Annotated in this window: 28 protein-coding genes; 13 read left to right on the top strand and 15 right to left on the bottom strand. The window is 63.4% G+C overall.

Going from position 1 to position 25,907, the window contains the following annotated elements; all coding sequences use genetic code 11:
• Window positions 1-11 precede the first annotated feature (11 nt).
• The 3 genes from ACUJB0_RS05890 to ACUJB0_RS05880 are packed head-to-tail and all read right to left on the bottom strand — an operon-like array spanning window position 12 to window position 1,768.
• Entirely contained in the window at window positions 12-266 is a 255-nt protein-coding gene (locus ACUJB0_RS05890) for a phosphopantetheine-binding protein (protein ID WP_444844409.1), read from the bottom strand.
• Window positions 259-1,044, bottom strand: coding sequence for a lysophospholipid acyltransferase family protein (locus tag ACUJB0_RS05885; RefSeq protein WP_444844408.1), 786 nt, complete (start codon window positions 1,042-1,044; stop codon window positions 259-261). Before ACUJB0_RS05885 ends, ACUJB0_RS05890 begins: the two co-directional genes overlap by 8 nt.
• Window positions 1,037-1,768 carry a beta-ketoacyl synthase chain length factor gene (locus ACUJB0_RS05880; RefSeq protein ID WP_444844407.1) on the bottom strand — a complete coding sequence of 244 codons (732 nt, stop codon included), beginning with the start codon at window positions 1,766-1,768 and terminating at the stop codon, window positions 1,037-1,039. The genes ACUJB0_RS05885 and ACUJB0_RS05880 overlap by 8 nt, the downstream gene beginning before the upstream one ends.
• A gap of 382 nt (window positions 1,769-2,150) precedes the next feature.
• On the opposite strand from ACUJB0_RS05880, the gene ACUJB0_RS05875 reads away from it, so the two are divergent.
• Window positions 2,151-2,708, top strand: coding sequence for an outer membrane beta-barrel protein (locus ACUJB0_RS05875; protein ID WP_444844406.1), 558 nt, complete (start codon window positions 2,151-2,153; stop codon window positions 2,706-2,708).
• A gap of 81 nt (window positions 2,709-2,789) precedes the next feature.
• Here ACUJB0_RS05875 and ACUJB0_RS05870 read toward each other — a convergent pair whose 3' ends face one another.
• From ACUJB0_RS05870 to ACUJB0_RS05850, 5 genes are all read right to left on the bottom strand, one after another.
• Entirely contained in the window at window positions 2,790-3,860 is a 1,071-nt protein-coding gene (locus ACUJB0_RS05870) for an ABC transporter ATP-binding protein (RefSeq protein WP_444844954.1), read from the bottom strand.
• A 29-nt stretch (window positions 3,861-3,889) separates the two neighbouring features.
• Window positions 3,890-5,665, bottom strand: a complete 1,776-nt coding sequence (locus tag ACUJB0_RS05865) for an ABC transporter permease (RefSeq protein WP_444844405.1) — start codon at window positions 5,663-5,665, stop codon at window positions 3,890-3,892.
• An 81-nt stretch (window positions 5,666-5,746) separates the two neighbouring features.
• Entirely contained in the window at window positions 5,747-6,835 is a 1,089-nt protein-coding gene (locus ACUJB0_RS05860; RefSeq protein ID WP_444844404.1) for an ABC transporter substrate-binding protein, read from the bottom strand.
• Between the two features lie 32 nt (window positions 6,836-6,867).
• Complete coding sequence (locus ACUJB0_RS05855; protein ID WP_444844403.1) at window positions 6,868-7,839, bottom strand: Bug family tripartite tricarboxylate transporter substrate binding protein; 972 nt, start codon at window positions 7,837-7,839, stop codon at window positions 6,868-6,870.
• A gap of 89 nt (window positions 7,840-7,928) precedes the next feature.
• A complete protein-coding gene (locus tag ACUJB0_RS05850) occupies window positions 7,929-8,996 on the bottom strand; it encodes a porin (protein ID WP_444844402.1) in 1,068 nt (355 codons plus the stop codon).
• A 219-nt stretch (window positions 8,997-9,215) separates the two neighbouring features.
• Here ACUJB0_RS05850 and ACUJB0_RS05845 point away from each other — a divergent pair, with 219 nt between their 5' ends.
• The 4 genes from ACUJB0_RS05845 (at window position 9,216) to ACUJB0_RS05830 (ending at window position 12,196) form a co-directional block, all read left to right on the top strand.
• Window positions 9,216-9,941 carry a response regulator gene (locus ACUJB0_RS05845; protein ID WP_161085393.1) on the top strand — a complete coding sequence of 242 codons (726 nt, stop codon included), beginning with the start codon at window positions 9,216-9,218 and terminating at the stop codon, window positions 9,939-9,941.
• Between the two features lie 2 nt (window positions 9,942-9,943).
• Window positions 9,944-11,443 carry a sensor histidine kinase gene (locus ACUJB0_RS05840; protein ID WP_444844401.1) on the top strand — a complete coding sequence of 500 codons (1,500 nt, stop codon included), beginning with the start codon at window positions 9,944-9,946 and terminating at the stop codon, window positions 11,441-11,443.
• A gap of 74 nt (window positions 11,444-11,517) precedes the next feature.
• On the top strand, window positions 11,518-11,850 hold the full coding sequence (locus ACUJB0_RS05835; RefSeq protein ID WP_444844400.1) for a nucleotidyltransferase domain-containing protein: 333 nt from the start codon (window positions 11,518-11,520) through the stop codon (window positions 11,848-11,850).
• Between the two features lie 4 nt (window positions 11,851-11,854).
• Window positions 11,855-12,196, top strand: coding sequence for a ribonuclease E inhibitor RraB (locus ACUJB0_RS05830; RefSeq protein ID WP_161085391.1), 342 nt, complete (start codon window positions 11,855-11,857; stop codon window positions 12,194-12,196).
• Here ACUJB0_RS05830 and ACUJB0_RS05825 read toward each other — a convergent pair whose 3' ends face one another.
• Window positions 12,197-12,484 carry a YciI family protein gene (locus ACUJB0_RS05825; RefSeq protein WP_161085390.1) on the bottom strand — a complete coding sequence of 96 codons (288 nt, stop codon included), beginning with the start codon at window positions 12,482-12,484 and terminating at the stop codon, window positions 12,197-12,199.
• 181 nt (window positions 12,485-12,665) lie between these two features.
• On the opposite strand from ACUJB0_RS05825, the gene ACUJB0_RS05820 reads away from it, so the two are divergent.
• On the top strand, window positions 12,666-13,313 hold the full coding sequence (locus ACUJB0_RS05820; RefSeq protein ID WP_444844399.1) for a glutathione S-transferase family protein: 648 nt from the start codon (window positions 12,666-12,668) through the stop codon (window positions 13,311-13,313).
• A gap of 14 nt (window positions 13,314-13,327) precedes the next feature.
• Here ACUJB0_RS05820 and modA read toward each other — a convergent pair whose 3' ends face one another.
• Window positions 13,328-14,119, bottom strand: coding sequence for a molybdate ABC transporter substrate-binding protein (gene modA, locus ACUJB0_RS05815; RefSeq protein WP_444844398.1), 792 nt, complete (start codon window positions 14,117-14,119; stop codon window positions 13,328-13,330).
• A 1-nt stretch (window position 14,120) separates the two neighbouring features.
• Here modA and ACUJB0_RS05810 point away from each other — a divergent pair, with 1 nt between their 5' ends.
• Entirely contained in the window at window positions 14,121-14,879 is a 759-nt protein-coding gene (locus ACUJB0_RS05810) for a hypothetical protein (protein WP_444844397.1), read from the top strand.
• 111 nt (window positions 14,880-14,990) lie between these two features.
• Here ACUJB0_RS05810 and ACUJB0_RS05805 read toward each other — a convergent pair whose 3' ends face one another.
• The 3 genes from ACUJB0_RS05805 to ACUJB0_RS05795 all read right to left on the bottom strand — a co-directional run bounded on the left by ACUJB0_RS05805 (window position 14,991) and on the right by ACUJB0_RS05795 (window position 17,247).
• Window positions 14,991-15,854, bottom strand: a complete 864-nt coding sequence (locus ACUJB0_RS05805) for a class I SAM-dependent methyltransferase (protein WP_444844396.1) — start codon at window positions 15,852-15,854, stop codon at window positions 14,991-14,993.
• Window positions 15,855-15,917: 63 nt separating this feature from the next.
• Window positions 15,918-16,289, bottom strand: a complete 372-nt coding sequence (locus tag ACUJB0_RS05800) for an antibiotic biosynthesis monooxygenase family protein (protein ID WP_444844953.1) — start codon at window positions 16,287-16,289, stop codon at window positions 15,918-15,920.
• Between the two features lie 64 nt (window positions 16,290-16,353).
• On the bottom strand, window positions 16,354-17,247 hold the full coding sequence (locus ACUJB0_RS05795; protein ID WP_444844395.1) for an NAD(P)/FAD-dependent oxidoreductase: 894 nt from the start codon (window positions 17,245-17,247) through the stop codon (window positions 16,354-16,356).
• 114 nt (window positions 17,248-17,361) lie between these two features.
• Here ACUJB0_RS05795 and ACUJB0_RS05790 point away from each other — a divergent pair, with 114 nt between their 5' ends.
• From ACUJB0_RS05790 to ACUJB0_RS05780, 3 genes are all read left to right on the top strand, one after another.
• Window positions 17,362-18,018, top strand: coding sequence for a TetR/AcrR family transcriptional regulator (locus ACUJB0_RS05790; protein ID WP_444844394.1), 657 nt, complete (start codon window positions 17,362-17,364; stop codon window positions 18,016-18,018).
• Window positions 18,019-18,129: 111 nt separating this feature from the next.
• Window positions 18,130-18,501, top strand: a complete 372-nt coding sequence (locus ACUJB0_RS05785) for a DUF6713 family protein (protein ID WP_444844393.1) — start codon at window positions 18,130-18,132, stop codon at window positions 18,499-18,501.
• A complete protein-coding gene (locus tag ACUJB0_RS05780; RefSeq protein ID WP_444844392.1) occupies window positions 18,498-19,052 on the top strand; it encodes an AAA family ATPase in 555 nt (184 codons plus the stop codon). The genes ACUJB0_RS05785 and ACUJB0_RS05780 overlap by 4 nt, the downstream gene beginning before the upstream one ends.
• A gap of 7 nt (window positions 19,053-19,059) precedes the next feature.
• Here the strand turns inward: ACUJB0_RS05780 and ACUJB0_RS05775 are convergent, their stop codons facing one another.
• Window positions 19,060-20,970 (bottom strand): methyl-accepting chemotaxis protein, encoded by a 1,911-nt coding sequence (locus ACUJB0_RS05775; protein ID WP_444844391.1) that lies wholly within the window; start codon window positions 20,968-20,970, stop codon window positions 19,060-19,062.
• A gap of 156 nt (window positions 20,971-21,126) precedes the next feature.
• On the opposite strand from ACUJB0_RS05775, the gene ACUJB0_RS05770 reads away from it, so the two are divergent.
• The gene (locus ACUJB0_RS05770) at window positions 21,127-22,584 is read left to right on the top strand and encodes a sensor histidine kinase (RefSeq protein ID WP_444844390.1); all 1,458 of its coding nucleotides are present in this window, start codon (window positions 21,127-21,129) and stop codon (window positions 22,582-22,584) included.
• Here ACUJB0_RS05770 and ACUJB0_RS05765 read toward each other — a convergent pair.
• The gene (locus ACUJB0_RS05765; RefSeq protein WP_444844389.1) at window positions 22,558-23,604 is read right to left on the bottom strand and encodes an RNA-guided endonuclease InsQ/TnpB family protein; all 1,047 of its coding nucleotides are present in this window, start codon (window positions 23,602-23,604) and stop codon (window positions 22,558-22,560) included. The genes ACUJB0_RS05770 and ACUJB0_RS05765 overlap by 27 nt on opposite strands.
• A gap of 119 nt (window positions 23,605-23,723) precedes the next feature.
• On the opposite strand from ACUJB0_RS05765, the gene ACUJB0_RS05760 reads away from it, so the two are divergent.
• Both ACUJB0_RS05760 and ACUJB0_RS05755 read left to right on the top strand, forming a co-directional pair.
• On the top strand, window positions 23,724-24,299 hold the full coding sequence (locus ACUJB0_RS05760) for a hypothetical protein (protein ID WP_444844388.1): 576 nt from the start codon (window positions 23,724-23,726) through the stop codon (window positions 24,297-24,299).
• Window positions 24,296-25,867: a sigma 54-interacting transcriptional regulator gene (locus ACUJB0_RS05755; protein WP_444844387.1), complete on the top strand. Its 1,572-nt coding sequence runs from the start codon at window positions 24,296-24,298 to the stop codon at window positions 25,865-25,867. Before ACUJB0_RS05760 ends, ACUJB0_RS05755 begins: the two co-directional genes overlap by 4 nt.
• Window positions 25,868-25,907: the final 40 nt, after the last annotated feature.

The following is a 25,907-nucleotide window of genomic DNA, read 5'->3' as shown; positions in this document are numbered from 1 at the left end:
GTGCCGCTCCCTTATTTTTTTCTATGGCTATCGATCATCGCCGCCAGCGCCTGCACCGAGGCGAAATGGCGCCGGGTGTCCTCCGAATCGGCGGACAGCGAAATCCCGTACTTCTTCTGCAAGGCGACGCCCAGCTCCAGCGCGTCGATCGAATCCAGGCCCAGGCCTTCGACGAACAACGGCGCCGCGCTATCGATATCGGCGGGCGTGATGTCCTCCAGCTGCAGCACATCGATAATCAGTTCTTTGACTTCCTGTTCAAGCATGGTTTTGGCACTTCCCGGTAAAATAGTTCTGTAAAAATTCGGTCAACTGGCGCGCCGCCATCACATCGCTGGCCGCGCCCTCGGTGAATGCTGCCACCGCCAGGTCGTCCTGGACCTCGATGCTGATCAACACGCGGCGCGGCGGCACACGCCACCACTTGTCGCCCTTGCCCAGCGTGGCCGGCTCGCAGCGGATCAGCACCGGCGTCATGTCGCGCGCGCCGCGCACCGCGATGTTGGCCGCGCCGCGCTTCATGCTGATCGCGCCATTGGCCGGCGTGCGCGTCCCTTCCGGGAACACGATCAGGTTATTGCCGCGCCGCAGAGAGGCGATGCAATCGTCCACCAGTTCCGCCCCGCCCTCGTTGTTGATGTAGCCCGCCGCGCGCACAGGTCCGCGCGTGAACGGGTTATTCCACAGCGCTCCCTTGACAATGCAATCGGCGTTCTTCACGAAGGCCATCAGGAACACGGTGTCGATCAACGTCGGATGGTTGGCCAGTATCAGCAGGCCGCCACGATCGAGCTTTTCCACGCCGCGTATATCGTAACGCAGCACGCCCAGCGCGCGCATCAAATCCACATAGCTGCGAAAGGCCCGCCGTATCACCGTGCGCGCCGCCGTTACGCGCCGCTCCGGCTGGCGCACCACCACGTTCAGCGCCGGGAACACCAGCACCCGCAAAACCAATCCGCCAACGCCGAACACCAGAAAACTCAAGCCAGTGGCGAACACGCGCCAGTACCGCGACAGCGCGGCCGGCAACCCGTCACGCATCGCGGCTCCAGCTCCAGCGCAGGCGCCCGTCGCAGCGCTCCAGCCGACGTGCGCCGCGCAGCTGGAAGCGCGCCACTTCCAGGCCGCCCGGCATGCCGGCCGACGGCGGCTCGGCGCTCGCGGTCCAGTTCAACGATATCGCATCGTCCGCCGCAGGCGTCAGCAGCCACGCCCACGCATACGGCTGTTCTTCGCAATCCTGGAACGGCGCAAACAACTCCGGCAAGGGGCAATCGCAGGCCACCAGCAGCACCTCGGACGCGCCGTCCGCCAAAAGGCCGCAGGCCTCGATGACGGCATGCTCGATGGTGGCGGTGCCGGCGGCCAGCGCCAGTTGATTGGCGCGGTCGCCGCGGGCGATGCTCAGCAGCCCGGCAATGGCGTTATGCACCGACATGCTGAACGCCGTCGGCGACAACGGCTCGCCGCGCGCCAGATCGCTCAACAACTCCAGCGAACGCGCGACCTCGCCGTGGCGAGAGCAGAAGACCGTGGGGATATCGGTGCGGCCGTCGAGACATTGGTATGCCACTTCCAGCGCCATCTTACCGAGAAATCCGGCGCGCCGGCGCAGCATCGCAGGCATCGCCTTGACGCCCGGCTCCGCGCCCGCCTCGATCGCAAACGGCGCTTGCGCCCAGCGTTCCCAGGATTCGGGACCGGACAGTCCCGGCGCCCACGCCGCGTGGCGGGAAATAGAAAAACTGACACCGTTCGTACGCATGTTATCAAATAATCCAGAGCTTTGAGATTGAAAAAAGGTACGACCTCATGCTCACATGCCGCAGAAATGCCAGCCGACGTACTTTTCAAATTATAAACGACAGTTCTTGCACCCAGCGCAAACAAATAGACTTAGAGCAACAATTTTATCTATTTCTCCCAACTTTTGTGCAATTGACAGGGTGGATTCTCTCCAAAGATCACTTTTTTTAGCAGAAGAAAGCGGAGACGATAGGAAGCAAAAATGCGGCTCCCAGCCCGTCTGCCCGGCGCAACTTGCAGGATTTAGTATCAAACCGCATAATATTGCCCCTGTGAAACTGAACGGCCGGCGCACGCCAGTTGTTCCGCTTCGCATTTTAGCCACTTCAGGAACAAAAATAATGAAACAAATCACCGTATTCGCAATGATCGCCGCCCTGGCAGCTCCACTGGCAGTTCAGGCTGAAGGCTACTACGTCGGCGGCAACATCGGCCGCGCAGAACAAAAAGCGGATCTGGCCATCGTATCGATCAAGGAAAGCGCCACCGCCTACAAGCTGGTTGGCGGCTACAACTACACCAAAAACTTCGGCGCCGAAATCGGCTACGCAGACCTGCGTGAAGTGTCGGTCTCCGGCAATGGCGCATATGCCACCTCCAAGCCATCGGCATTCTACGTCGCCGCCACCGGCACCCTGCCGCTGAACGAACAGTTCTCGCTGTTCGGCAAACTGGGTATCGCAACCGCCCACGAAAAAGTGAACGCCAGCTATCGTGGCAACTACGTGTCGGGCAGCGAAAACCGCACCACCCCGTACGTCAGCGTCGGCGCAGCTTTCGCGCTGAACCAGAAGGTCAGCTTCGTGGCTGAATACGAAAACTTCGGCAAAGTCGCCAAAGACGGCAACGTCAACGTCAAAGCCGACATGTTCTCGGCCGGCGTGCGTTACAGCTTCTAAGCCCGCGCCAATAAAAAAAGCCCCCAACGGCACTGGTGCCGTTGGGGGCTTTTTTCATTCAGCGTCAGAATACATTCAGCGTCAGAACACCCAGAGTTTATCGGCCGGCATCTGCAGCCAGTATTTGCCTGCCTCCAGCTTGTACTTGGAGTAGGCGCGCAGGCTCATCTCCGGTCCGTCCTCGCTCTTGAACAGGCACTCGAAGCGGTCGCCCAGGTACATGCAGGTCAGCAGCGGCAGCTCGATCGCGTTCTCCACCGGCGTCGCGCTGATCTTCACTTCCTCCACGCGGATGATGGTCGACGGCTCGCCGCCACCGGTACCGCGCGCGGTGCCACGCAGCGGCGTGGAACCGACGGACAGCATCACGTTGGCGCCGTCGCGCTGGACCACCTTGGCCGGCAGGCGGTTGTTACTGCCCATGAATTCGGCGGTGAACAGCGTGTCCGGCGTTTCGTACATACTTTGCGGCGTGCCTTGTTGCTCGATCTTGCCGTTGTTGAGCAACAGGATGCGGTCCGAGATCGCCATCGCCTCCGCCTGGTCGTGCGTGACCATCAGCGCCGACAGGCCCAGTCGCACAATCAGCTCGCGCAGGAAGGCGCGCGCCTCTTCGCGCAGCTTGGCGTCCAGGTTGGAGAGTGGCTCGTCCAGCAGGATCACCGGCGGGTTGTACACCAGCGCACGGGCGATCGCCACGCGCTGCTGCTGGCCGCCCGACAGCTGGTGCGGGAAGCGCTCGGCCAAGTGGCCCAGGCCCAGGTTCTTCAGCACGTCGCTGACCTTGTCCTTGATCTCCGTGGCGCCCATCTTGCGCAGCTTGAGGCCATAGGCGACGTTGTCGAACACCGTCTTGTGCGGCCACAGCGCGTAGGACTGGAACACCAGCCCCAGGTTGCGGTGCTCGGCCGCCATCTCGAAGTGTTTCGAGCCGTCGAACACATTGCGGTCGCCGATGGAGATGGTGCCCTGCTTCGGGCTTTCCAGTCCCGCCACGGCGCGCAGCAGCGTGGTCTTGCCGCTGCCCGAAGGCCCCAGCAGCGCCACCACTTCGCCTTTTTGAAGGTGCATGGACACGCCCTTCAGAATCGGATTGGCGTGGGCGCCGGTACCGTAGTCCAGGTGCAGGTCGTTGACGGTCAGTTCATTCATGATGAGGTCTCGTTTCATTTTATTTTGACTTAATTATGCAGCTTCACGCCAAAGCGCAGGGCCACGCCCAGGCCAATGGCCACCAGCGTAACGTTAATGAACGATAGCGCCGCCACCAGGTCGGTGGAGCCGGTGGCCCACAGCGACACCAGCATCGCGCCTATCACCTCGGTGCCCGGCGACAGCAGGTACACGCCGGTCGAATACTCACGCTCGAAGATCAGGAACACCATCAGCCACGCGCCCAGCAGGCCATATTTGACCAATGGGATGGTGACGTCGCGCGTCACCTGGCCGCGCGATGCGCCGACCGCGCGCGCCGCCTCCTCCAGCTCCGGCCCCACCTGCAGCAGCGCGGTGGAGATCAGGCGCATGCCGTAGGCCAGCCACACCACCGAATACGCCAGCCACAGGGCGAAGATGGTCGAGCGCAGGGAGCGCAGCACCGGTATCGCATGCTCGCTCAGCCACAGGGCCGCGCCGTTGTCCATGCCCTTCAACATGCCATCGAGCCAGCTCGGGACAAACAGGAACACCCACAGGAAGGACAGGCCGGCCAGCAGGCCTGGAATGGCGCGCGGCACCAGCACGCTGTAGTCCAGGAAGCGGGTCACGCCGTCCGGCTTGCGGTGCATGGCCAGCGCGATGGCGCAATAGCAGATCACCGCGAAGCCGCCGCCGATCACGCCGATCAAGACGGTATTGAGGATGCCGCGCATCAGCGCCGGCTGCTCCATGATCTCGCGGAAGTGCTGCAACGTCAGCACGTCGCGCAGGTTGACGCCCTCGCCCCAATACTGCACGAAGGAGCGCAGCACGATACCCGACATCGGCATGATGATGGTGAACATCAGCCAGCCGAAGATCAGCGCGAAGGCCAGCCATTTCCATTTACCGAGCGGCATGGACTTCGAGCGCGCGCCCTTGCCCTTGATCGACACGAACTTGTTGGCCGACTTGAGCAGCCAGCGTTGGATCATCACCAGCGGCATCGTCACCATCACCAGGCAGACGGCGACGGCGGCCATCAGGTGGTAGGACGGCGTGCCCAGTTTGTTGGTCAGCTTGTACAGGTAGGTCGCCAGCACCAGGTGGCCCTCAGGATCGCCCAGCACCAGCACCAGGCCGAACACCTCGAAGCCGAGGAAGAACACCAGCACCGCCGCATACGCCAGCGCCGGGGTGATCATCGGCAGCGAGACGTTGAACATCACCTGCAGCGGCGAGGCGCCGGTCACGCGGGCCGCTTCCTCGACGTCGGAACCCAGGCTTTTCAGCGCGGACGAGGCGTACAGGTAGACGTGCGGCACGTGTGTCAGGCCGGCGATCACCACGATGCTGGTGAAGGAGTAGATATTCCACGGGATGAAGCCGAGGATGTCCTTGGCCCACAGCGAGTAGAAGCCCACGGGGCCCATCGAGACCACGTAGCCGAAGCCCATCACCATCGGCGAGACGAAGATCGGCACCAGCAGCATCGGCGCGATGAAGCCGCGGCCCGGCAGGTCGGTGCGTATCATCAGGAAGGCCAGCATGCCGCCCAGCGGCACGGCGATGGCGGTCAGGCCGGCGGCCAGCAGGAAGGCGTTCTTGAAGGCCACCGAGAAATCGGGATCCTCGAAGATGAAGCGGTACGCGTCCAGGCCCAGTTCCTTGGCGGGCATGAAGAACGGCGCGTTCAAAAAGCTTTGGTAGAAGATCAGCAGCAGCGGCAGGAAGATGGCGGTGGCGGCCAGCGTCACCACCACGCCGCGCGTCCAGTTGATGCCGCGCCGGCCGGAGCCGGAGAGAGTCAGAGTTTGCATAGGAATTCCGTTTTGTACGTACGCGTGCGGGCACCCGGCCCGCTGATCAGCGGGCGGGTTTTACGGCGGGTGAGACGTTGCTTACTTCTTGCCTGCGGTTTCTTTCCACTGCTTGAGGAAGGCCATGCGCTTGGCCGGCCCCAGGAATTGCAGCACGATAGGATGAACCGGCACCGGCTTGATGTTGTCCTTGCCGATCTGCTTGATCAGGTCCGCCGACGTGGTCTCGCCGGTGACGTCGGCGCGGATCGCGAACAGTTTGGAGTCGTTGGCGATGATGGTCTGGCCGCGGTGCGACAGCATGTAGTCCAGCCACAGCTTGGCGGCGTTGACGTTCTTGGCTGCCTTGTTGATGAAGAAGACGCGCGACAGCACCAGCGTGTAATCCTTCGGCAGCACCACGCCGATCGACGGATCGGTCTTGGCGCGCACCAGCGCGTAGGAGCCCAGCACGTTGTAGCCGATCAGGTTCTCGCCCGACGAGATACGCTCCATCATGGTGCCGGTGGACGACTGCACGCGCACCTTGGCTACGCCGAAGGCGTTTTCCAGGTCCAGGAACTTCGGATTCTCGCGCGCGTCCTGGGTCATGAACATGAAGCCGACGCCGGATTTTTCGATATCGTAGGTGGTGACCTTGTCCTTGAACTTCGGCTGCGTAATGAGCTTGGCGAAATCGGCGTGCGTCTGCGGCACTTCCTTGGCGTCCATCAGGCGCTTGTTGTAGACGATGGCGGCCGGCTCGAAGGTGGTGCCGTAGGCCTGGTCGTCCCACACCGCCCAGCCGGGGATCTTGGACGCCTCGACCGATTTGTATTTGAGCGCGTAGCCGTCGGAGGCCAGGCGCATTTGCAGGTCCATCGCGGACGACCACATGGCATCGGCGGTGTTGCCGCCGGCCGCCACTTCGGAGATGAAGCGGTTGTACACCTCGGTGGAGTTCATGTCGTTGTATTCGACGGTGATGCCGGGGTACAGCGCATTGAAGTCCTTGATCAGCGGCTGGGTGGCCTTGCTGTCCGTGGCGCCGTAGATCACCAGCTTGCCCTCTTTCTTGGCACCGTCGATGATCTTCTGGTAGTCGGCGGGATAACCGGCCGGCACCTGTGCGAAAGCGGCGCTTGCAAACAGGGTGGCGCATGCAGCGGCCAAAGTCGTTTTCAACATCATTTTTGTCTCCGTCGTTTTATAGGTATTGGTGTTCAGCGCACCAGACCGAGTTCGGCGGCGCGCCTGCCGTAATCGTCCACGGCCTTTTTTACATATGCTGCCAGCGCATCGCCGGTCAACCCAAACGGGAACAGACCCGACTCCGCGCGCATTTGCGCGAACTGCGGACTGGCCAGCACGCGGTCGAAACTCGCGACCCAGTGCCGATAATCCGCATCCGTCACTTGCGGCCCCATCCAAAGCCCGCGGATGATGGGCCACACCACATCGATGCCCTGCTCGCGCGCCGTCGGCGCATTCGCCAGCACGCCCGGCAGGCGGTGCTCGGCCAGGATCGCCAGCACCCTGGTATTGCCGCCGGCCGCGTACAGCGTCGCTTCGCTGGCGTCGCCGGACACCACCTGCACCAGGTTGGCGTGCATCGCGGCGAAGGCCTCGCCGCCGCCCTCCAGCGCCACGAAACGCAGCACCTTCGGATCGACGCCGGCGGCCTTGACCACCATCGCCATCTTCAGCCAGTCCTGGCTGCCGATGGTTCCGGAGACGCCGATCAGCACCTTCTCCGGATGATCCTTCAGCGCCGTCACCAGCTGCCCCAAATTCTTGTAGGGCGAATCGGCGCGCACCGCGATCATGCCGTAGTCGGCGCCCAGCGCCGCGACCCAGCGTACATCGGACGACGTGGCCTTGCCGAACTTGCCCTGCGCCAGATTGAGCAGCGAGCCGCCCGAAAAAGCCACCAGCGTGTTCGGCTCCGCGCGGCGCTGCGACACCAGCGAATGCCAGGCCACCGCGCCGATCCCGCCCGGCAGATAGCTGATGTGCATATCCGACGGCGGCGGCTTCGGCGTGCCGCTCAAGCCCTGCAAACCCTTTTGCGCCAGCTTGCAGGTGAGGTCCATCGCGCCGCCCGGCTTGGACGGTACGATGCACTCCAGGCCTGCCGCCTGCGCTGCAGCGCTTAGCAAGAGCGCGGCAATCAAAGCCAGCAAAACTTTAGTCATCTTGGTAGTTATCTTAGAACGGTGAAGCTTTCAAAGCGCTTTCAGAACGCGGCATTTTTGGAGAAAAATGCCGCGTTCTTTTCTTCGGCTTAGAAGCGGTGCTGCATGCCGACCACCAGGCCGTGCTGGCTGGTGCCGAAGCCGGCATCGTCGCGCGACAGGCCGGTCAGCTGGCCGTTCTTGGACTTGACGTAGGCCGCCGACACATGCAGGTCGGTGCGCTTGGACAGTGCGTAGCGATAGCGCACCACGTACATGGTTGGATCGGCGTCCTTGCCGGCGGCGACGTTCTTGACGTTGATGTGGTAGACCGCGCCGGTCAACGTGGTGACGGCATTGGCCTTGTAGGCGATACCGGCCCAGGTGGTGGTGGCGTCGACGTCGGCGGTCAGCGCCTTGCCGGCGACCAGTTTATAGTCGCGCACCACGCCAAACAGTTTCACCGGACCGTTCTCGTAGTTCGCGCCCAGGTGCCAGACCGTGCCCTTGTCACGGTTGCCGGTCGCGGGAACGGTGTTGCCGTTGGCGCGCTCCCAGGTCGCCATCAGGTTCGCAGCGCCCAGATGGTAGGCGCCGGAGAAGCCGTATTTTGCGCTGTCCTGCGCTCCGGTGGTCTGCTCGCCGGCCCCGTAGGTGGCGCCGAACTTGAAGTCGCCAACCGTGCCGGCGTACTTGATCAGGTTATCGTAGGCCGTGGTGAAGCCGTATTTGCTAGGGCCGGTCGCGGGACCCGAAGTGGCCCACGAGTAGTAAGGTGCAAAGCCCATCGGATCGTAGGAGATCACGGTGTCGTACACGCTGGTGAACGAGCGGCCGATGACCACGCGGCCGAAGGCGCCTTCCAGGCCGACGTTGGCCTGGCGTTTGAACAGCGTACCGTCCTGCGCGCCGGTGTCCATCAGGATGCCGCCTTCCAGATTGAAGACGGCTTTCAGGCCGCCGCCCAGGTCTTCGGTGCCACGCAGGCCCCAACGCGAAGTGTTCATGCCGCCCGAGATCACGCTGGTTTGGCTGCCGCCGGTTGCCGATTTGTTATTGGCCGATTCAACGCCCATGTCCAGCAGACCGTAAACCTGCACGTTCGATTGGGCGTGAGCGGCGCCGCCAGCGGCTGCCGCCAATGCCATGATAGCGAGGGTCAACGAGGTTTTCTTCATGTATGTCTCCAGAGGGATATAGTTATTTGTGACGCCTGATCGATGCAATCAGGCTGTCACTATAGGAGTCACTTCCTTTCAATTACCTTTCACTGCTACTTCGGCACGGATTCCTGTCGTCCATGCACCACAAAACAGGCGGGGACTTCCCTTTTGAGGCGGCTGCGCCCATGATTCTGGCCTTACACTGAACTTATTTCATATGGTTGGCAAGAATTTATGCGCATTCTGTTAGTTGAAGACCACACCGAGTTATCGCATTGGCTATCCAAAGCCCTGCGTGACGCCAACCTGACGGTGGAATGCGCGGACAACGGCGCCGACGCCGACGCCCTGCTGCACACGCAGGATTACGCGCTGGTGATCCTCGACCTGACCTTGCCGCGCATGGACGGATTGGAAGTGCTCAAGCGCCTGCGCGCGCGCGGCGGCCCGCGCGGCCAGACTCCCGTGCTGATACTGACAGCGCGCGGCGGACTGGAAGACCGCGTGCAGGGCCTGAACCTGGGCGCCGACGATTACCTGGCCAAGCCCTTCGAACTGGCCGAGCTGGAGGCGCGCGTGAAAGCGCTATTGCGCCGCAGTGTCGGCAACGAGTCGCTGGTGCACAGCTGCGGCGCGCTCAGTTTCGACACCGTCACGCGCATGTTCACCTACGCCGGAACCCCGCTGGCGCTGACGCCGCGCGAACACGCGGTGCTGGAGACGCTGATCACGCGCTCCGGCCGCGCGGTTTCGAAGGAGAAGCTGTTCGACGAAGTGTTCGCGCTGGCGGACGACGCCAACCTCGATGCGATCGAGCTGTATATCCACCGCGTGCGCAAGAAGCTCGACATCGCCGCGCCGGATGCCGCCGTCATCACCACGCTGCGCGGCATCGGCTACCTGCTGCAGCCGCGGCCCGCGCCCATTCCCGCGCCGGCCGGCGGCGCCAAGGGCGGCTGACGTTGACCAGGGCAGGCCTCCGCACGCCGTGGCTGTACCGGCTGGCGCGCCGCCTCGGGCCGGGCGCTGCGCTGGGCAGCCTGCGCGGCCAGTTGCTGCGCTGGTTGCTGGGGCCCTTGCTGGTGCTGGTGGCGTTGAACACCCTGTCGGTCTACCACAACGCGCTGGACGCCGCCGATGTCGCCTACGACCGCTCGCTGCTGGCCTCCACGCGCGCGCTGGCGGAGCGCGTCTCCATCGTCGACGGCAAGGTGGTGGCGGACGTGCCCTACGTGGCGCTGGACAGCTTCGAGACCGATACGCTGGGCCGCATCTACTACAAGGTCACCGGCATCAACGGCGAGACCGTGTCCGGCTACGCCGACCTGCCGCCGGTGCCGGCCAACGTGCCGCGCTCGGAGGCCTATCCGGCGCTAGTGCGCTTCTATCACGCCAACTACAACGGCCAGCCGGTGCGCATCGCCGCGCTGCTGCAGCCGGTGTACGACAGCTCGATGCGCGGCATCGCGCTGATCCAGGTGGGCGAAACGCTGGAGGCGCGGCGTGGCCTGTCCAACCAGATCCTGTTCGATACGCTCGCATGGCAAGCCTTGCTGCTGCTGGCGGTGGCGCTGCTGGTGTGGTTCGCGGTGCGGCTGGTTCTGCAGCCGCTGATGCGGCTGAAGATCGCGGTGGAGACGCGCAGCCTCAATGATCCGTCCGACGTCGATCCGACGCTGGTGCACAAGGAAGTGCGGCCGCTGGTGGCGGCGATGAACAGCTCCCGTTCGCGCCTGCACATCCTGATCAGCAGCCAGCGCCGCTTCATCGCCGACGCCTCGCACCAGCTGCGCACACCGCTGACGGTGTTGAAGACCCAGGCCGAACTGGCGCTGCGCGAATGCGACCGGCCCGGCGCAGATCCGCAGGCCACGCGCGCCGCGCTGCGCGAGATCGTCCACAGCATCGCCGCCACCACCGATTCGACCGTCAACCTGGCCAACCGCTTGCTGACGCTGGCGCGCATCGAACATGGCGGCGATGCCGACGGCGCGGTGGCCCAATCGGAGCCGGTCTCGCTGCGCGACGTCGCGCGCCAGGTGGGGCTGGAGATGGCGATGGCGGCGGTGGCCAAGCAAATCGACCTGGCGCTGGAGGCCGACAGCGAATGCGTGGTGCAGGGCCAGTCCTTGCTGCTGCACGAGATGATCGCCAACCTGGTGGACAACGCCTTGCGCTATACGCCGCAGGGCGGCACGGTGACGCTGCGGGTGCTGCCCTACATGAGCGGCGTGATGCTGGAGGTGGAGGACAGCGGCCAGGGCATCGCGCCGGGCGAGCGAGAGCGGGTTTTCGCGCCCTTCTACCGCGCCGCCGCCACGCTGGAACGCAATCCCGGCGGCGCGGGCCTGGGCCTGGCCATCGTGCGCGACATCGCCACGCTGCACGGCGCCGCCATCGCGCTGGACGACGCCACCGGCGGCCAGGGCCTCAAAGTCACCGTCACCTTCTCCCGCGCCTGACCCGCCAGCGCCGCTGCGGTAAAATACATTCATCAATATGGTCGGCCTGCTTTCCACGGCCGTGGGAGTTTGCTATGTCCTCTGAACTGGAGCCCATCCTTTTCGGGCTGAAGGCCAGTGTCGTGCATAGCATCGGCACCGTCTTCTCGGCGCATTCCGAGGTCGAGCAAGCGATACTCTATGGTTCGCGAGCCCAAGGCACTTTCAGGCGCGGCTCGGACATCGACCTATGCCTGACTGGCGCCGGATTGACCATGCCGCTGCTGCTCAAAATAGAGAACGAGCTGGACGACTTGCTGCTGCCGTACAAAATAGACCTGTCGATCCGCGACCGGATCGACAACCCGGAACTACTGGCCCATATCGAGAGAGTGGGCGTGTCGTTCTATCACCGCAAAAAGGATTAAGTACATGATCACCAAAGAAGACATGGTCGAGCTGTTTGCCGACATGAAGCAGAACGCGCCGTGGGATAGTTCCAAGCCGCTGTTGTGGGGCTATTTTTTCGCCGACCCGACCAAGAGCAAACTCGAAAGCGCCTCGGCGCAGTTGAAGGCCAAGGGCTATCAGGTGGTCGGCATCTACGACTCCGAGCCGGAAGGGGAAACGCCGGCGCTGTGGTGGCTGCACGTTGAAAAAGTCGAGAAGCACACCGCCGACACGCTGCACGCCCGCAACCAGGAGTTCTACAAGTTCGCCGAAGAGCACCAGCTCGAATCCTACGACGGCATGGACGTCGGTCCCGCCACCTGATTACAGCAGGGCCGCCAGCGCCGGATGGTGTTTGGTGGCCGTGAACTCCGTCACCTGATAGCTGGCGATCCCGTTCCGCGCGAACGGATCCAGCGCCAGCAGGCCGTCCAGCTCCGCGCGGGACAGCTTTCCACTCGCCAGTATCACACCGCCGTCGCGCGGATTCTTGGGCCCCGAAGCCAGAAACATCTCGCGCGCATACTGCTCGTCGAGGAAGGCGCGATGGGCGGCCAGATGCGCCTCTAGTTCAGCCAGCGGTTTCAGATAAGTCAGATTAACGATATACATGCTCAGGAAGCCTCATTGGGAAACCTGTGCATCTTATCACTGGAGCAGCGCCTGTTCGGCCCCCGCCAGGTTTTGCGGGTAGCATTCCCAAAAAAAAAGATGGCGCGGCATGTCGATTCGGCGACATGCCGTTCGTCGTCATCTCTGAGAAGGCAGGAATTCACCATCACAGGAGACCATCATGACCATCACGATTACCGCTTTTGAACGCTCGCCCGACGGCGGCATGGGACTGGCCCGCGACACGCGCGTTCGCTGGGCGCTTGAGGAAGTCGGGCTGCCCTACGAGGTGCGTCCGGTTTCATTCGCCGCGATGAAGGAGCCCGTGCATCTGGCGCTTCATCCCTTCGGCCAGATCCCGACCTATGAGGAAGGCGACCTGGCGCTGTTCGAGTCCGGCGCCATCATCTTCCATCTCGCTACGCATCATGCGGGTTTGCTGCCGGACGAGGCCAATGCGCGGGCCCGCGCGGTGACGTGGATATTCGCCGCGCTCAACACCGTGGAGCCGCCGATCCTTGAACTCGTCACCGCGAGAATTCTGGAGGGCGACAAGCCATGGAGCAAGGAGCGCATGCCGCTGATCGTCGATCGCATCCGCCAGCGTCTGAACCAGCTTTCCGCGCGCCTGGCGGATGACGAATGGCTGGATGGCGCGTTCAGCGCGGGCGATCTAATGATGGTATCTGTGCTGCTCAGGCTGCGGCCATCGGGTGTTCTGAACGGATTCCCCAGCCTGGCCGCGTATGTCGCGCGCGGAGAAGCGCGCCCTGCCTACCAGCGCGCGTTCGCCGCCCAGTTGGCGTTTAATCGCGGAGGTTCGGACTGAGCTCGTCTCCGTGCTCACCGCACATCCACGCTGCCGGGCGGCGGCTTCATGAAACCCTTGGGGATCAGGATTGCCTGCGCCTGAGGCGTCTTCAGGAATTGAATGAACCGATACGCCAAGGGAGTGTTCGCGCCGTGAACAGTCACGACGGCGGCGTGGCCGGGCAAGGCATCCTTGTAGAAACTCTCGGGGATCAGGTAGTACTTCCCGATGCCTCTCATGGCTGAAGCAAGGACGGTTTCATACGACAAGATCGCCACTTGCGCCTTGCCTGCCTGGACCATTTTTATCGCATCCTGCATGGAGCCGCTATCGGTCCTCAGCGACGCCGACTTATCGAGCAGGCCGACCCTATCGAATACCGCCAGGGTCGGCATCAGGTATGCGCTGCTTGCATCAACGGTGGCGATCTTCTTCACGGCGGGATCGGAAAGCAGGCTGAGGCCTTTTGCCACATCGAAGCGTTTGTCCGCGGTCCACAGCACGAGCCGGCCGGTCGCGTACATTGTCCAACTGTTGTAGACCATCTTCCCATCCGACAGCATCTGGGCTTGGAGGCCCATGTGGGAAGACATGTAGACGTCGATCGGCTCACCCGCCCCGATTTTTTCATACAGGCTGGCACTCGGCGCAATGACGAAGCGCAGACGGTCGCTCTTGTCGCCGGACAGGAAAGCCGACGACAGGGCTTCGACGCAATCGGAGAGTTCCGAGGGAGCGCCAACCACCAGTTCGGCGCAGTGAACGGGCGAACTCGCGACTGCTGCGGCTGCCAGCAACGCTGACAGTGAAGGGAGAAGTCTCATCTTGGTCGAATTTCGTGAATGCGGCTCTGCGGCGACAGGAAAAGGCACAGCGGCGCCAGCTCGATCGATTACAATAAATGCAATCAATCGTATCACGGCCGGCTATTCCACGACGGCGCATTCCTTTGAAATCACAATGCGAATTCTGAATATTTTACTTTCGTGTGCCCTCGTAATTTCTTGCAACCTGGTGAGCGCACACGAGGCCCCTCCAAAAAAATGTGCGTATGATCGCGCGCGTCTTCTCGCTTTGGACGAAAACCAATTTGACCAAGACATGTCTGGAGGATGGCGACAGCTGTCGTCAATACCGGGGTGCGCCCGCGTTGCAGCCGACGTGCTGCACGACTATCGGGAAGCGCATCACATAGAGTCGAGTTTGCTGTTTTGGCACGAGGCCCAGGTGCGGGCCCAGGATGGACAGTATCCGGAAGCTATCGCCCTGATGAAGCGAGCGTACAAAACGCCTGAGGAAGACAAGGCCGGATGGAATCTATACGTCGACGCAACCGTAGCTTTCCTCAGTAGGGATAGGGCAGCGCTAGGGCAGGTAAAATCAAAACTTGCTGCGGTCCCGCCACCACTGGGTGCGGACATACCGCCGGTTGTTAATGGCTACATGGAATTAGATTTTGCTGACGGCTCAAAGAAAAAGCTTCGCTGGCCAATAAACATTGAGGTTGTGGAGGGGCTGGAGAATTGTTTCGACAAACCGTATGCCGAAGCGTACGGCGATGCATGTCGGGAAAACAAACATTGAGGTCACCCAGGTTTACCTTCCAGATACGCGGCGGCAGCAGTCGGCCAATAAGGGCACTTTGTGCCGAGTCTGCCAACGTCGGCTCGCCTTCTCAGCACGGCCCCTGGCCGCTCAGATGGGCGGGTTGCGTGCCGTGACGATCCACGCCGCGCCGTTGATCATCACCGATCGTTCTCCGGGGAGGCCCGCGAAGGCGACACGAACCGCAGCCGAGGCGCGCGCGCGGATGTCGTCAGGCTTATCAGCGAGTGATCGCGACAGCGGGCCAACCTCGAGCGTCATTTTCACCGCGTCGTCGAGCGCAGCGTCCCGCGTCCCTCCCTCGCCAAACGGGACGGAAGCATCGAACGGCGCGATAGCGATATCGGTGAAGCCGGCCACCGTCAGGATGCGTGCCACGCGCCCCTGGTCGCCAAACGAGAATGGACCGGGCGCATCGGGATCAGGCAGCACGCTCGGCGGGAGGATGCCTTTGATCGCTCCCATCGGCAGGCGCACCCAATCGTTCTCGGCAGCGCCGCGCCAGCAGACGAAAGCGACCCGTCCGCCCGGCCGCAGCGCGCGTCGCATATGGGCGAACGCCGCCGTCGGATCGTCGAAGAACATCACGCCGAAACGCGAGAACAGAATGTCGAACGCGCCCTCGGACAGATCGGCGTTGCTAGCGTCGGCCACCCGATAAAGCACTGGCGTATCCGGTGATGCAAGCGCGCGCGCTCGGCCGATCAGCGGTGCGGATATGTCCACGCCTAGCACTTGCCCTCCCGCGCCGACGCGGGCAGCCAGAGCCAGACTCGACGCGCCGGCGCCGCATCCGACGTCCAGCACCCGCTCGCCCGCCACAGGAGCGGCGGCTTCGATCGCGGCCTCACCAAACACCGCCACTATGGCATCGAGCCGGGCTTGGTTGGCGACCCAGCGCTCGCCGCTTTGATCATTCCAATCGCCGACCTGATCAGCATTTTGCTTTGCCATGACATATCCTCGTTCTGATGATTCTTCACTAAGCTGCCGTCGCGCCTTGCCATATCTCCGGAGTCAGGCCGTGCAGAAGCCAGGGACGGCGAACTTCTGGAACAGGTGCGGGCTGGCCACGACGGATGAAGGATATGCTGGAAGTTTCGCGAGGAACTCGGGATCGATGAAGGCGGCGCCGACCGCCTCGGTGGATTCCCACACAACATAGTTCAGGTAAGTCGGGCTATCGCCGATCGCTCGATGCAGTTGCATGGAAATGAAGCCCGGTTGCTTCGTCATGATCTCGGCAGCCGTCTTGAAAGCGTCAAGGAAGCCAGCTTCGTCGGCGGGATCGGCGACCGTGAAGAGGTTGATGAGCACGAGAGGCGCGGCCGCGATACCGAGTTGGCGGTCAAACGGAAATTTCTCGTCCAGAGGTTTGAATAGTTTTATAGCGGCCATGCTGGCGCTCCTGTCTATTGTGAAATTGAACTGGGGTGACCGAGGCTGCTTGCACTCAAGTGAGCATCGACTGCTGAGCGAAGATACCCGCCATAACGCCCTGCCACGTTGCCGTGGTGACCGAGGGGATGCCGGGGTTGGCAAGGTCACCGGCGGCGTAGATGCCTGGCATGCTGGTTTCGCGACGCTCGTCGGTCTTGAGGGCGATGCCGGTTGGCGTATTGATCGTGGCGAGGCCGAGTGCGTCATGAAGGCTTGCGGACGGCCTGGTACGCGGATGCGCGAACAGGACATTGACTGCGACATCAGGGCCGGTATCGATCTTGATGGTGGCACCATGGCTCCCGCGACGTTCGATTTCGGTGATGCGACCATCAACGAGAGCTACCTGGCGCCCCGCCAGATCGGCCCGTATGTCGGGGGGAATGTCGTGACCATCGCCGAAGACAGTCAAGCTGTCGGTCCAATCGTGAAACAGCCTGACCTGATTCATCGACTGCGGGCCAGACCAGACGAGACCCCAATGCTGGTCAGCAACTTCGAAGCCGTCGCAATAAGGACATGGGATGACGGATGTGCCCCAGTTCTCGGCAAAACCCGGAACGTCAGGCATTTTGTCAACAACGCCATAGCTCAGGATCAGGCGGCGTGCCTTTAGCTGTTCGTTATCGTCCGTGACGACGCAAAAATCGTCGATTGCGCCAGACACGCTCTCGGCGCCGGCATTGACCAGTCTGATCGTTGGATAGCGCGCCAGCTGCTTCCGCGCTTCATCCAGAATATCCAGCGGCGGCTTGTGATCATGACCGAGCACGCCATGGGAATGGCCGGCAAAGCGGTTGCGCGGCCGGCAGGTATCGAGAACAACGACCTTGCGGCGGGCACGGCCAAGCTGCAGGGCGGCGGCGAGGCCGGCAAAGCTGCCTCCGATAATGATGACGTCATTCATGGTAATGGGCTCCAAGTTGTGGATGAGGGCTGGGCTGCGGCTGGCTTGTGCATTTCTAGTACTAGATGGTATCATAATTTATGAATTTGAATACTGTCAAGTACTGGAATTATCATGACCAAAATTAGTCAGGGCCGGCGCGGTCGGCCCGCCAACGAGGCGCTTCGCCAAACGATAGTCGACGCCGCCTGCGAACTCTTTGTGGAATTGGGTTTTCAAGCGACGACCATGGACAAAGTCGCCCAGCAGGCGAAGATATCCAAGCTAAGCATCTATCGACACTTCGAGAACAAGGAAGCTCTGTTCAGCGCGGCCATGGTGGCCCACTGCCAACCGTTTGCATCACAGGTCCTTGTTGAAGGTGTCGACGGTTCGGCCGAAGATCAGCTCATGGCGGTGGGATCATCCCTGCTTCGTACGTTGTTGAGCCCGGACGTCCGCAGTGTCGAAGCCATGGTCCTGGCCGACAAGACGAACCAAAAGTCGTTAAGCAAGCTCCATTACGAAGCCGGGCCGGCTCATGTCGTCGCCCAAATCGAGGCCCTGTTGCGTCAGTTGCACGCGAAGGGGGGGCTGAACGTGCCCGATCCCCTCCGATCCGCTCGTTTGTTTGCCGCGCTTTTTAAAGGATCTGATCTTCTGCTTATCGCACGTTTCGATGAAGCGAGAGCAGAGGACGCCAACGAAATCGAATCCTATTGCCGGTCGGCCGTCGCCATGTTCACCGCCGCGCACGGTGCCTCTAACGTTGCTCTATCGCGGCCAATGTAGAATACGCAGCAACTGCACAAGCCTGAGCTCCCAAGTTCAATATTGGCGAAGCAGAGTAAGCTTCGTATTCCGCCCCGGATGTTGAGGAACCCAATGCCGTTAAGCCCGCGCATGCAAGCCGTCTTCTTGTTGAATGCCGCTGTACTCGTCACCCATCAGATTGACGCCGCTTACTGGCATGAGTGGGAGCTCTTCCGCATCCCCGGAGGCAATCAGATCAATCTGCTCCTGAACTTGCCAATCATCGCCCTGGTGCTGCTTGCCCAAGGCCAGGTCCGCGCCAATTCCGGCCATGCGCTACGCTGCTACCAGCTGATGATTTTCCTCGGATTTCTCACCGTTGCGATTCATTCGGCGTTCTTCGCCTTCGGCGCAGAAGCGTTCATGCAGCCGATGTCGATCGCCTTGCTGACAGCGACCTGCGGCCTGTCCGTCCTGCAGTTGCTGATGCTGCGAGAGCGCAACGCAAAGGATCAATCTTGACGGGCTGCGAAAAGTTTTATGTCATCACCGGCGCCTCTGGTGCCGGCAAGTCGACTCTGCTGAACGCGCTTGGCGAACAAGGCTTTTCAGTCGTGACTGAGGCCGCGCTTTCAATCGTTCATGAACAGGAAAGGTTGGGAGGAACACTACTTCCAAAGACCAACTTGCAGGCTTTTATGGATGCGGTCATGGAGCGAAATATCAGAGCCTACGACGCGGCGAAGTCCCTGCCCCCACCCGTGTTTTTTGATCGCGGCATCCCCGAGTGTATAGGGCATATGCAGCTGCTAGGCCTGGACATCGATCCCGCATATGTCGCGGAAGCGAACGCGCGCCGCTACGCGAATACCGTCTTCGTGGCGGAACCCTGGCCCGAGATTTACGTCTGCGATCAATGGCGGCAAGCGCCCTTTGCGCGGGCCGCGCGTTCGTTCGAGCCGACCCTGGCGTCATATGTGCAGGCTGGCTATACGACGTGCGTGCTTCCCAAGGTGTCGGTCGACCAGCGGCTCGCATTCATTCTTGATCAGGTGTCCACACACGGCACGTAGACTGCGTCTAACGCAACGCCAGGCGGCCGGCACCCGCGCGCGGCGCATCCTCCAGCTTGAACACGCTGACCACCTCGGCCAGGTTGGCGGCCTGCTCCTGCAAGGAGCCCGCTGCTGCTGCGGCCTCCTCCACCAGCGCGGCATTCTGCTGCGTAGTGCTGTCGATCTCAGTCACCGCCAGGTTGACCTGCGCGATGCCTTCGCTCTGCTCGTGGCTGGCCGCGACGATCTCGCCCATGATGCTGGTCACCTGCTCCACCGACGATACGATCTTGCTCATCGTGGCGCCCGCTTCATCGACCAGCACACTGCCGGCGTCGACCTTGGTCACCGAGTCGCCGATCAGTTCCTTGATCTCCTTGGCCGCGCCTGCCGAGCGCTGCGCCAGGTTGCGCACCTCGGACGCCACCACCGCGAACCCTCGTCCCTGCTCGCCCGCGCGCGCCGCTTCCACCGCCGCGTTCAAGGCCAGGATGTTGGTCTGGAACGCGATGCCATCGATCACGCCGATGATGTCGACGATCTTGCGCGAGCTGTCCTTGATCGACACCATGGTCTGCACCACGCGCCCCACCACCTCGCCACCCTCGGTCGCGTAGCCGGAGGCCGACTGCACCAGCTGGTTGGCCTGTTTGGCGCTCTCCGCGTTCTGCGTCACGGTGGCCGTCAATTGCTCCATCGCGGAGGCGGTCTCCTCCAGGCTGGACGCCTGCGCCTCTGTGCGCGCCGACAGGTCCAGGTTGCCGCTGGCGATCTCGCTGGACGCGGTGGCGATGGTCTCCGTGCTGTCGCGCACCTTGCGTATCGTGGCGTTCAGCGACGACACGAAGCGATTGAAGCCATCGGCCAGCGCACCGACCTCGTCCTCGCTCTCGACCGTCATGCGGCGGCTCAGGTCGCCATTGCCGTCGGCGATCTCGCCCAGCATCTGCGCGGCGCGCGCCACCGGCGCGGCGATCGCGCGGCTGACCAGATACACCACGAACAGGCCGATGCCGCCGCCCACCAGCCCGCCCACCAGCGCCGAGATCGTCACCGAACGCGTGACCGCGCCCAGCACTTCGGACTCCGGCACTTCGGCGATCACGTACATATTCAACTCCGGCACAAACGAGGATGCCACCAGGCGCTTGCCGCCCGGCGCCGAGTACGCGGCGCTGGTGTAGTTCTGGCCGCCGAGCAGCTTGGTGCTCAGCTCGGCATTGAAGCCCGGCAGGTCCTTCATGAAGTGCTGCCCGTCCGCCAGCGCGGTATCGTGGTGCACGATCAGCATGCCGTTCGGCCGCACCAGGTACACGAAGCCGGACTCGCCGACCTTGTAGCTGCGGATGTTCTCGGCCAGCTTGTTGACCGCCAGGCCCAGGCTGGCCACGCCGATCTTGCCGTCGCCGGTATCGAAGCGCGTGTTGATGAAGACGTTGTAGGTGCTGGCGCCCGGTTCCTTGTCCAGGTTCAGCGAGTACGGCTTGCCGCTGGCGAGGAAGCCATAGAACCACTGGTCGGCCGCCGCGCCCTTGTCCAGCGTGCGGTTGTAGCCCTTGTCGTCGAAGTACTTGCCGGTGCTGGCCGAGACCCACGACACCGCCGCCGCCTTGGCGCTCTTGCGGATGCTGGCCGCGTACGCGGTCCACGCCGGCAGGCCGCTGTCGGGCAGGCCGGCTTTTTCCCAGTCCAGCAGGAAGGTGTTGGCGCCGACCGACAGCGTGGCCGCCAGCGGTTCGCCGATCTGGCGCAGGATATCGTTGCGGATCTCGCCCACCTCGGCCGGCAGCTCCTGGTTCACCACCCGCTCGCGGATGCTGTTGCCCGTCATGACCACGCTCAGCGTCGCCGAGATCGCCAGGAACAGCAGCAGGCAGGCCGCCATGCTGAGCATTAGTTTTTGCTGGATCGACAAACGACGCAGAAGACTAGCCATGACACCCCCTAAAAGTTAAATCAGCGTAATCGAAGAGTGTTGCCATGCGCAACATAAAATTTCCGCTCCGTGCAGGACAACAACGCAACCAATCGAACAGGCTGTAGGGACGCTTTCGCCATATCATTCAGCCAATATAGAGACTATTTAACGACGATGCTTACGAAACTTTCGTTTCGCCAGCTGCTGCTGGGCGTCTTCCTGTTGATCGCCGTGCTGCTGAGCGCCGCTTCGCTGCACGCGCTGTGGACGCTAGACCGGCTCGCCGCCCACAGCCGCGACAGCGGACGCCATGCCCTGGCACTGACCGAAAACACCCAGCAACTGGCCGAGCGCAGCGTGGCGATGACGCGCAGCGCGCGCCAGTTCCTCGTGCTGGACGACCCCGCCTTCCGCAAGCGTTACGCCGACGCTTGGCGCGAGGCGCGCGCGGCGCTGGACGCGGTGGCCGCAGCCCTGCCCTACGCCCCGCCCAGCACCTTCGAGCGCTGGCGCCACGCCGGCGAGCAGGCGTGGGAGCTGTTGCAGGCGCCGGCCCGTCCGCGCTCAAGCGCGCGCCAGCAGGCGCTGGAAAAAGTGCTGGCGCCGCTGCCGGCCGTGAACGCCGAACTGGCCGACGAGGTCAAGCAGGAAGTCGACCGCCGCAACGGCGAGCTGCTCACCGAGCTGGACCAGCGGCGCGGCGTGCTCAAGGGCCAGGTGATCGCCTCCATCGTGCTGGCCGCGCTGCTGGCGAGCGGCTTCGGGCTGTGGCTGTCGCGCCCGCTGGCGCAGATCGAATCGGCCATCGACCGGCTCGGCGAGAACCGCTACGACCAGCCCATCGCCGTGCGCGGCCCGAGCGACCTGCAGCACGTGGGCCAGCAGCTGAACTGGCTGCGCCAGCGGCTGTCGGACCTGGAGGAGGACAAGGCCCGCTTCCTGCGCCACATCTCGCACGAGCTGAAGACGCCGCTGGCCGCGCTGCGCGAAGGCGTGGCGCTGCTGGAGGATGGCGTGGCCGGCGCGCTGTCGCCCAACCAGCGCGAGATCGCCGGCATCCTCAACCAGAACACGGCGGCGCTGCAATCGCAGATCGAGGCGCTGCTGCGCTACAACGCCGCCACCTTCGACGCCCACCGCCTGCAACGCGAGCCGGCCGACATGGCGGCGCTGCTGGCGCAGGCCGTGGCCACGCAGCGCCTGCAATGGCAGGCCGCCGGGCTGAGCGTCGCCATCGAAGGACGCGCCCGTCCCATCGCGGTCGATGCCGAGAAGATGGCGGTCGCCATCGGCAACCTGCTGTCGAACGCGGTGCGCTTCAGCCCGCGCGACGGGCAGGTGACGTTCCGCATCGCCGAGGCCGACGGCAAGCTGCTGCTCGACTGCCTCGACCAAGGGCCGGGCGTGGCGCCGGACGACGCCGCCCGCATCTTCGAACCGTTTTACCAGGGCACGCGCCAGCCTGCCGGCGCGCGCCGGGGCAACGGCATCGGCCTGTCCATCGTCTACGAATACGTCGCCGCCCACGGCGGCGCCTTGCAACTGCTGCCCTCCGACCAGGGCGCGCACTTCCGGATCGAACTGCCTTTTGACGTCCTCTCCGCCCTAAAGAGCGGAGATTCCTACCGCTAGCGTCGCACGTCCGCGACGGAGAATATTGACCGCAGCATTGAGATCACGATCATGTACAGCACCGCAATCGCTACAGCACCACTCTCTTACTCCAAGGTCTGCGATACCCTTCGGCCTCGTGTCGGGCAATGCGCCACAGCACGAGCAGACCTGGGTGGTGAAACGTTCGTCGACTTCCTCGAACCAGGCGCCATGCTTAACAGCCTTGTACGCCAGTTGTGTACGGAAGGACGACCAGCCGGCATCGTAGACCGACTTCGCCATGCTGGTTTTGGCGAGGCCCTGCGCGTTAACGTTGCCGACCACGATATAGTCGAAGGCGGCGATGATCGCGCTAGTATGGGTGTGCAGGAAATTGAACCTGCGGTTGGCGATCTTGGCGTGGATAGCCTTGATCCGTCGCTTTTTTCGCGCGCGCTGGGCACACGCCAGCGCCGCCTCGGCTTCCCGGTAAAAGCGAGGCGCCTCGATGGCGCTGCCGTCGCTCAATGTCGCCAGCATCTTCAGGCCCAGATCGATGCCGACCCCGCGCACGGGGGCGCGGACCGGTGCCGGTTCCACCTCGACGACAATGTTAAGAAACCAGTTGCCGCGCCGATCACGCGAAAAGTTGGTGCCATCGAGGATTTTCCCTTCCGGCAGAGGGCGCGAGTAAAACACACGAAACGTGCGGCCGGCGAACCGGAAGGCCTTGCCTTCACGCTTGAGTTCACGCCCCTTCAACGGTACCCAGCCCATTGCCTTGCGGCCGCGATAGCGCAAGTAAGGCCGATGCGACATGGCGCGCGAGGTGGCGTAGCGCTGACAGACGTCGTTGATCGTGCCCGAATGCAGACCAAGCTCCTTGGAGCAGCCGGTGGTCAGCTTGATCAGGTCAAATCCCGTGTGCCAGCGTCGACCGAAGCGCAACGCATCCTTTTGCCTGTCGTTACAGTAGTTCCAGACGAAATTAACCGCCCGCGCTTGCTGATTCAGCAGGCCGGTCAGGGATTTGACGCGATATCGATAAACAATTTTCATACTTGTTTGACCACTGCGGAACGCATGAGTTCCGTGTTTTATTCCCTTGCATCGACTCCTGCGGAGTCGGTTCCTTTCATTCCTCGCCCTGAAGGACGAGGCTTCTCGGAACAAATCTGATGAAACGCAATTCCCCTTTGCTGTTGCTGCTGCTCAGCTTGTCGCTGGCCGGCTGCACGCTGACCCAACCCCGGCCGCCGCTGCCCACGCCGGCCGAAGTGACGCTGCCGCCGCCACCGGCCATCGTCGAACTGCCGCCGCCACCGCCGCCCGATGAGGTCGGTCCGCTGCTCAGCTACCACCAGCAGCTGCGCAAGATGACGCAGGGCGACATGCTCAAGGAGTTGAGCGGGCTGGGCCTGCAACAGCGCAGCCCGCGCGTGGCGGTCCAGATGGGCATGGTGCTGATGCTCACGCGCGGCAGCGGCGACCTGGCGCGCGCGCAGGCGCTGCTCGACAGCGTGGCCACCGCCACCGAGACCGAGGCGCAACCGTTCAAGGCGCTGGCGCAGCTATTGTCCAGCAATTGCGCGGAGACGCGCCGGCTGGCCGAGCACGCCGACAAGCTGGCCATCCAGCAAAAGGACAGCCAGCGCCGCATCGACCAGCTCAACGAGATGCTGGAAGGCTTGAAGACCATCGAGCGCACGCTGCCGGCCCGTCCGGCGCCGGGCCCGCAGGCGGTGATCAAATGAACGGCCCGCGTGAACGCCTGATGGCCGGCCACGAACCGGCCGACGCGGCAGCGCTCGGCACGGCCGGAGCCCTCGCCGAGGCGGTGGCAACGCAACCCACGGCGAGAGCAAGTGCCGAGGCGGCCACCGCCCGCGAACCCGGCACGCTGACCCGCGCCGGCGACAACGGCGCCCCGCGCAGCGCCGCCGCCGGCCAGGGCGCGCACCTGCTGCTGGTGGACGACGACGCCGACCTGCTGCGCCTGCTGTCGATGCGCCTGAGCGCCAACGGCTATCGCGTGACGGCGGTCGGTAGCGCGGAGGCGGCGCTGGCGCGGCTGTCGATCGAGCTGCCGCGCCTGGTCATCACCGACATCCGCCTGCCGGACCGCGACGGCATGTCGCTGTTCCAGGAGATCCGCAGCAGCTACCCTGCCCTGCCGGTGATCCTGCTGACCGCGCACGGCACCATCCCGGACGCGGTCGAGGCCACCACGCTGGGCGCCTTCGCCTACCTGACCAAGCCGTTCGACGCCAAGACGCTGCTCGAGCGCATCGTGCAGGCGCTGAGCCTGTCCGCGCCCGAGGCCGGCCCCGCCAGCGGCGACCACGCCTGGCGTGCCGGCCTGATCAGCCGCAGCCAGTGCATGGACGAACTGCTGGCCGAAGCGCGGCTGGTGGCGGCCTCGGACGCCAGCATCCTGATCCGCGGCGAAAGCGGCACCGGCAAGGAGCTGCTGGCCAACGCCATCCACCGTGCCAGCCGGCGCAGCAAGGCGCCGTTCATCGCCGTCAACTGCGGCGCGATTCCCGAGGCGCTGCTGGAATCCGAACTGTTCGGCCACATCAAGGGCGCCTACACCGGCGCCGTGTCCAGCCGCGAGGGCCTGCTGCAGGCGGCCGACGGCGGCACGCTATTCCTCGACGAGATCGGCGACATGCCGCTGCTGCTGCAAGTAAAGCTGCTGCGCGTGCTGCAGGAGCGCGTGGTGCGCCAGCTCGGCTCCGACGTCGCGCGGCCGGTGGACGTGCGCATCCTGTCGGCCACGCACCGCGACCTCGACGCGGCCATGCACGAAGGCCAGTTCCGCGAAGACCTGTACTACCGCCTGAACGTCATCACGCTGACCTTGCCGCCACTGTCGCAGCGCCGCGAGGACATCGCGCCGATGGCGACCCAGTTCCTGCAAACGCTGGCCGCCAAGTACGGCAAGACGGTGCGCGGCTACGCGCCCGGCGCACTGGAGGCCCTGACCACGGCGGCCTGGCCGGGCAACGTGCGCCAGCTGTACAACGTGGTCGAGCATGTGTGCGCGCTGGCGACCGCGCCGCTGGTGCCGCTGTCGCTGGTGCAGCGCGCGCTGCGGGTGCCGTCGCTGGAAGTACTGAGCTACACCGAGGCCAAGCAGCGCTTCGAGCGCAACTACCTGGTCCAGCTGCTGAAACTCACGGACGGCAACGTGGCCGACGCCGCCCGCCTGGCCGAACGCAACCGTACCGAGTTCTACCGCCTGCTGCAAAAGCACGACCTGGACGCCAGCCTGTTTCGCAGCGACGGTGCCGCTGTCGCTGCTGAGCGACAGGAATAAAACGCTATAAATCAATCACTTACAAAATTGCGGCAACGAC

This window comes from Duganella caerulea (genome assembly GCF_040362985.1).
GTDB classification, from domain to species: domain Bacteria; phylum Pseudomonadota; class Gammaproteobacteria; order Burkholderiales; family Burkholderiaceae_D; genus Rugamonas; species Rugamonas vulcania.
Note: the sequence above shows the minus strand (reverse complement) of the source record. Positions and strands in the feature narration are given on the sequence as shown.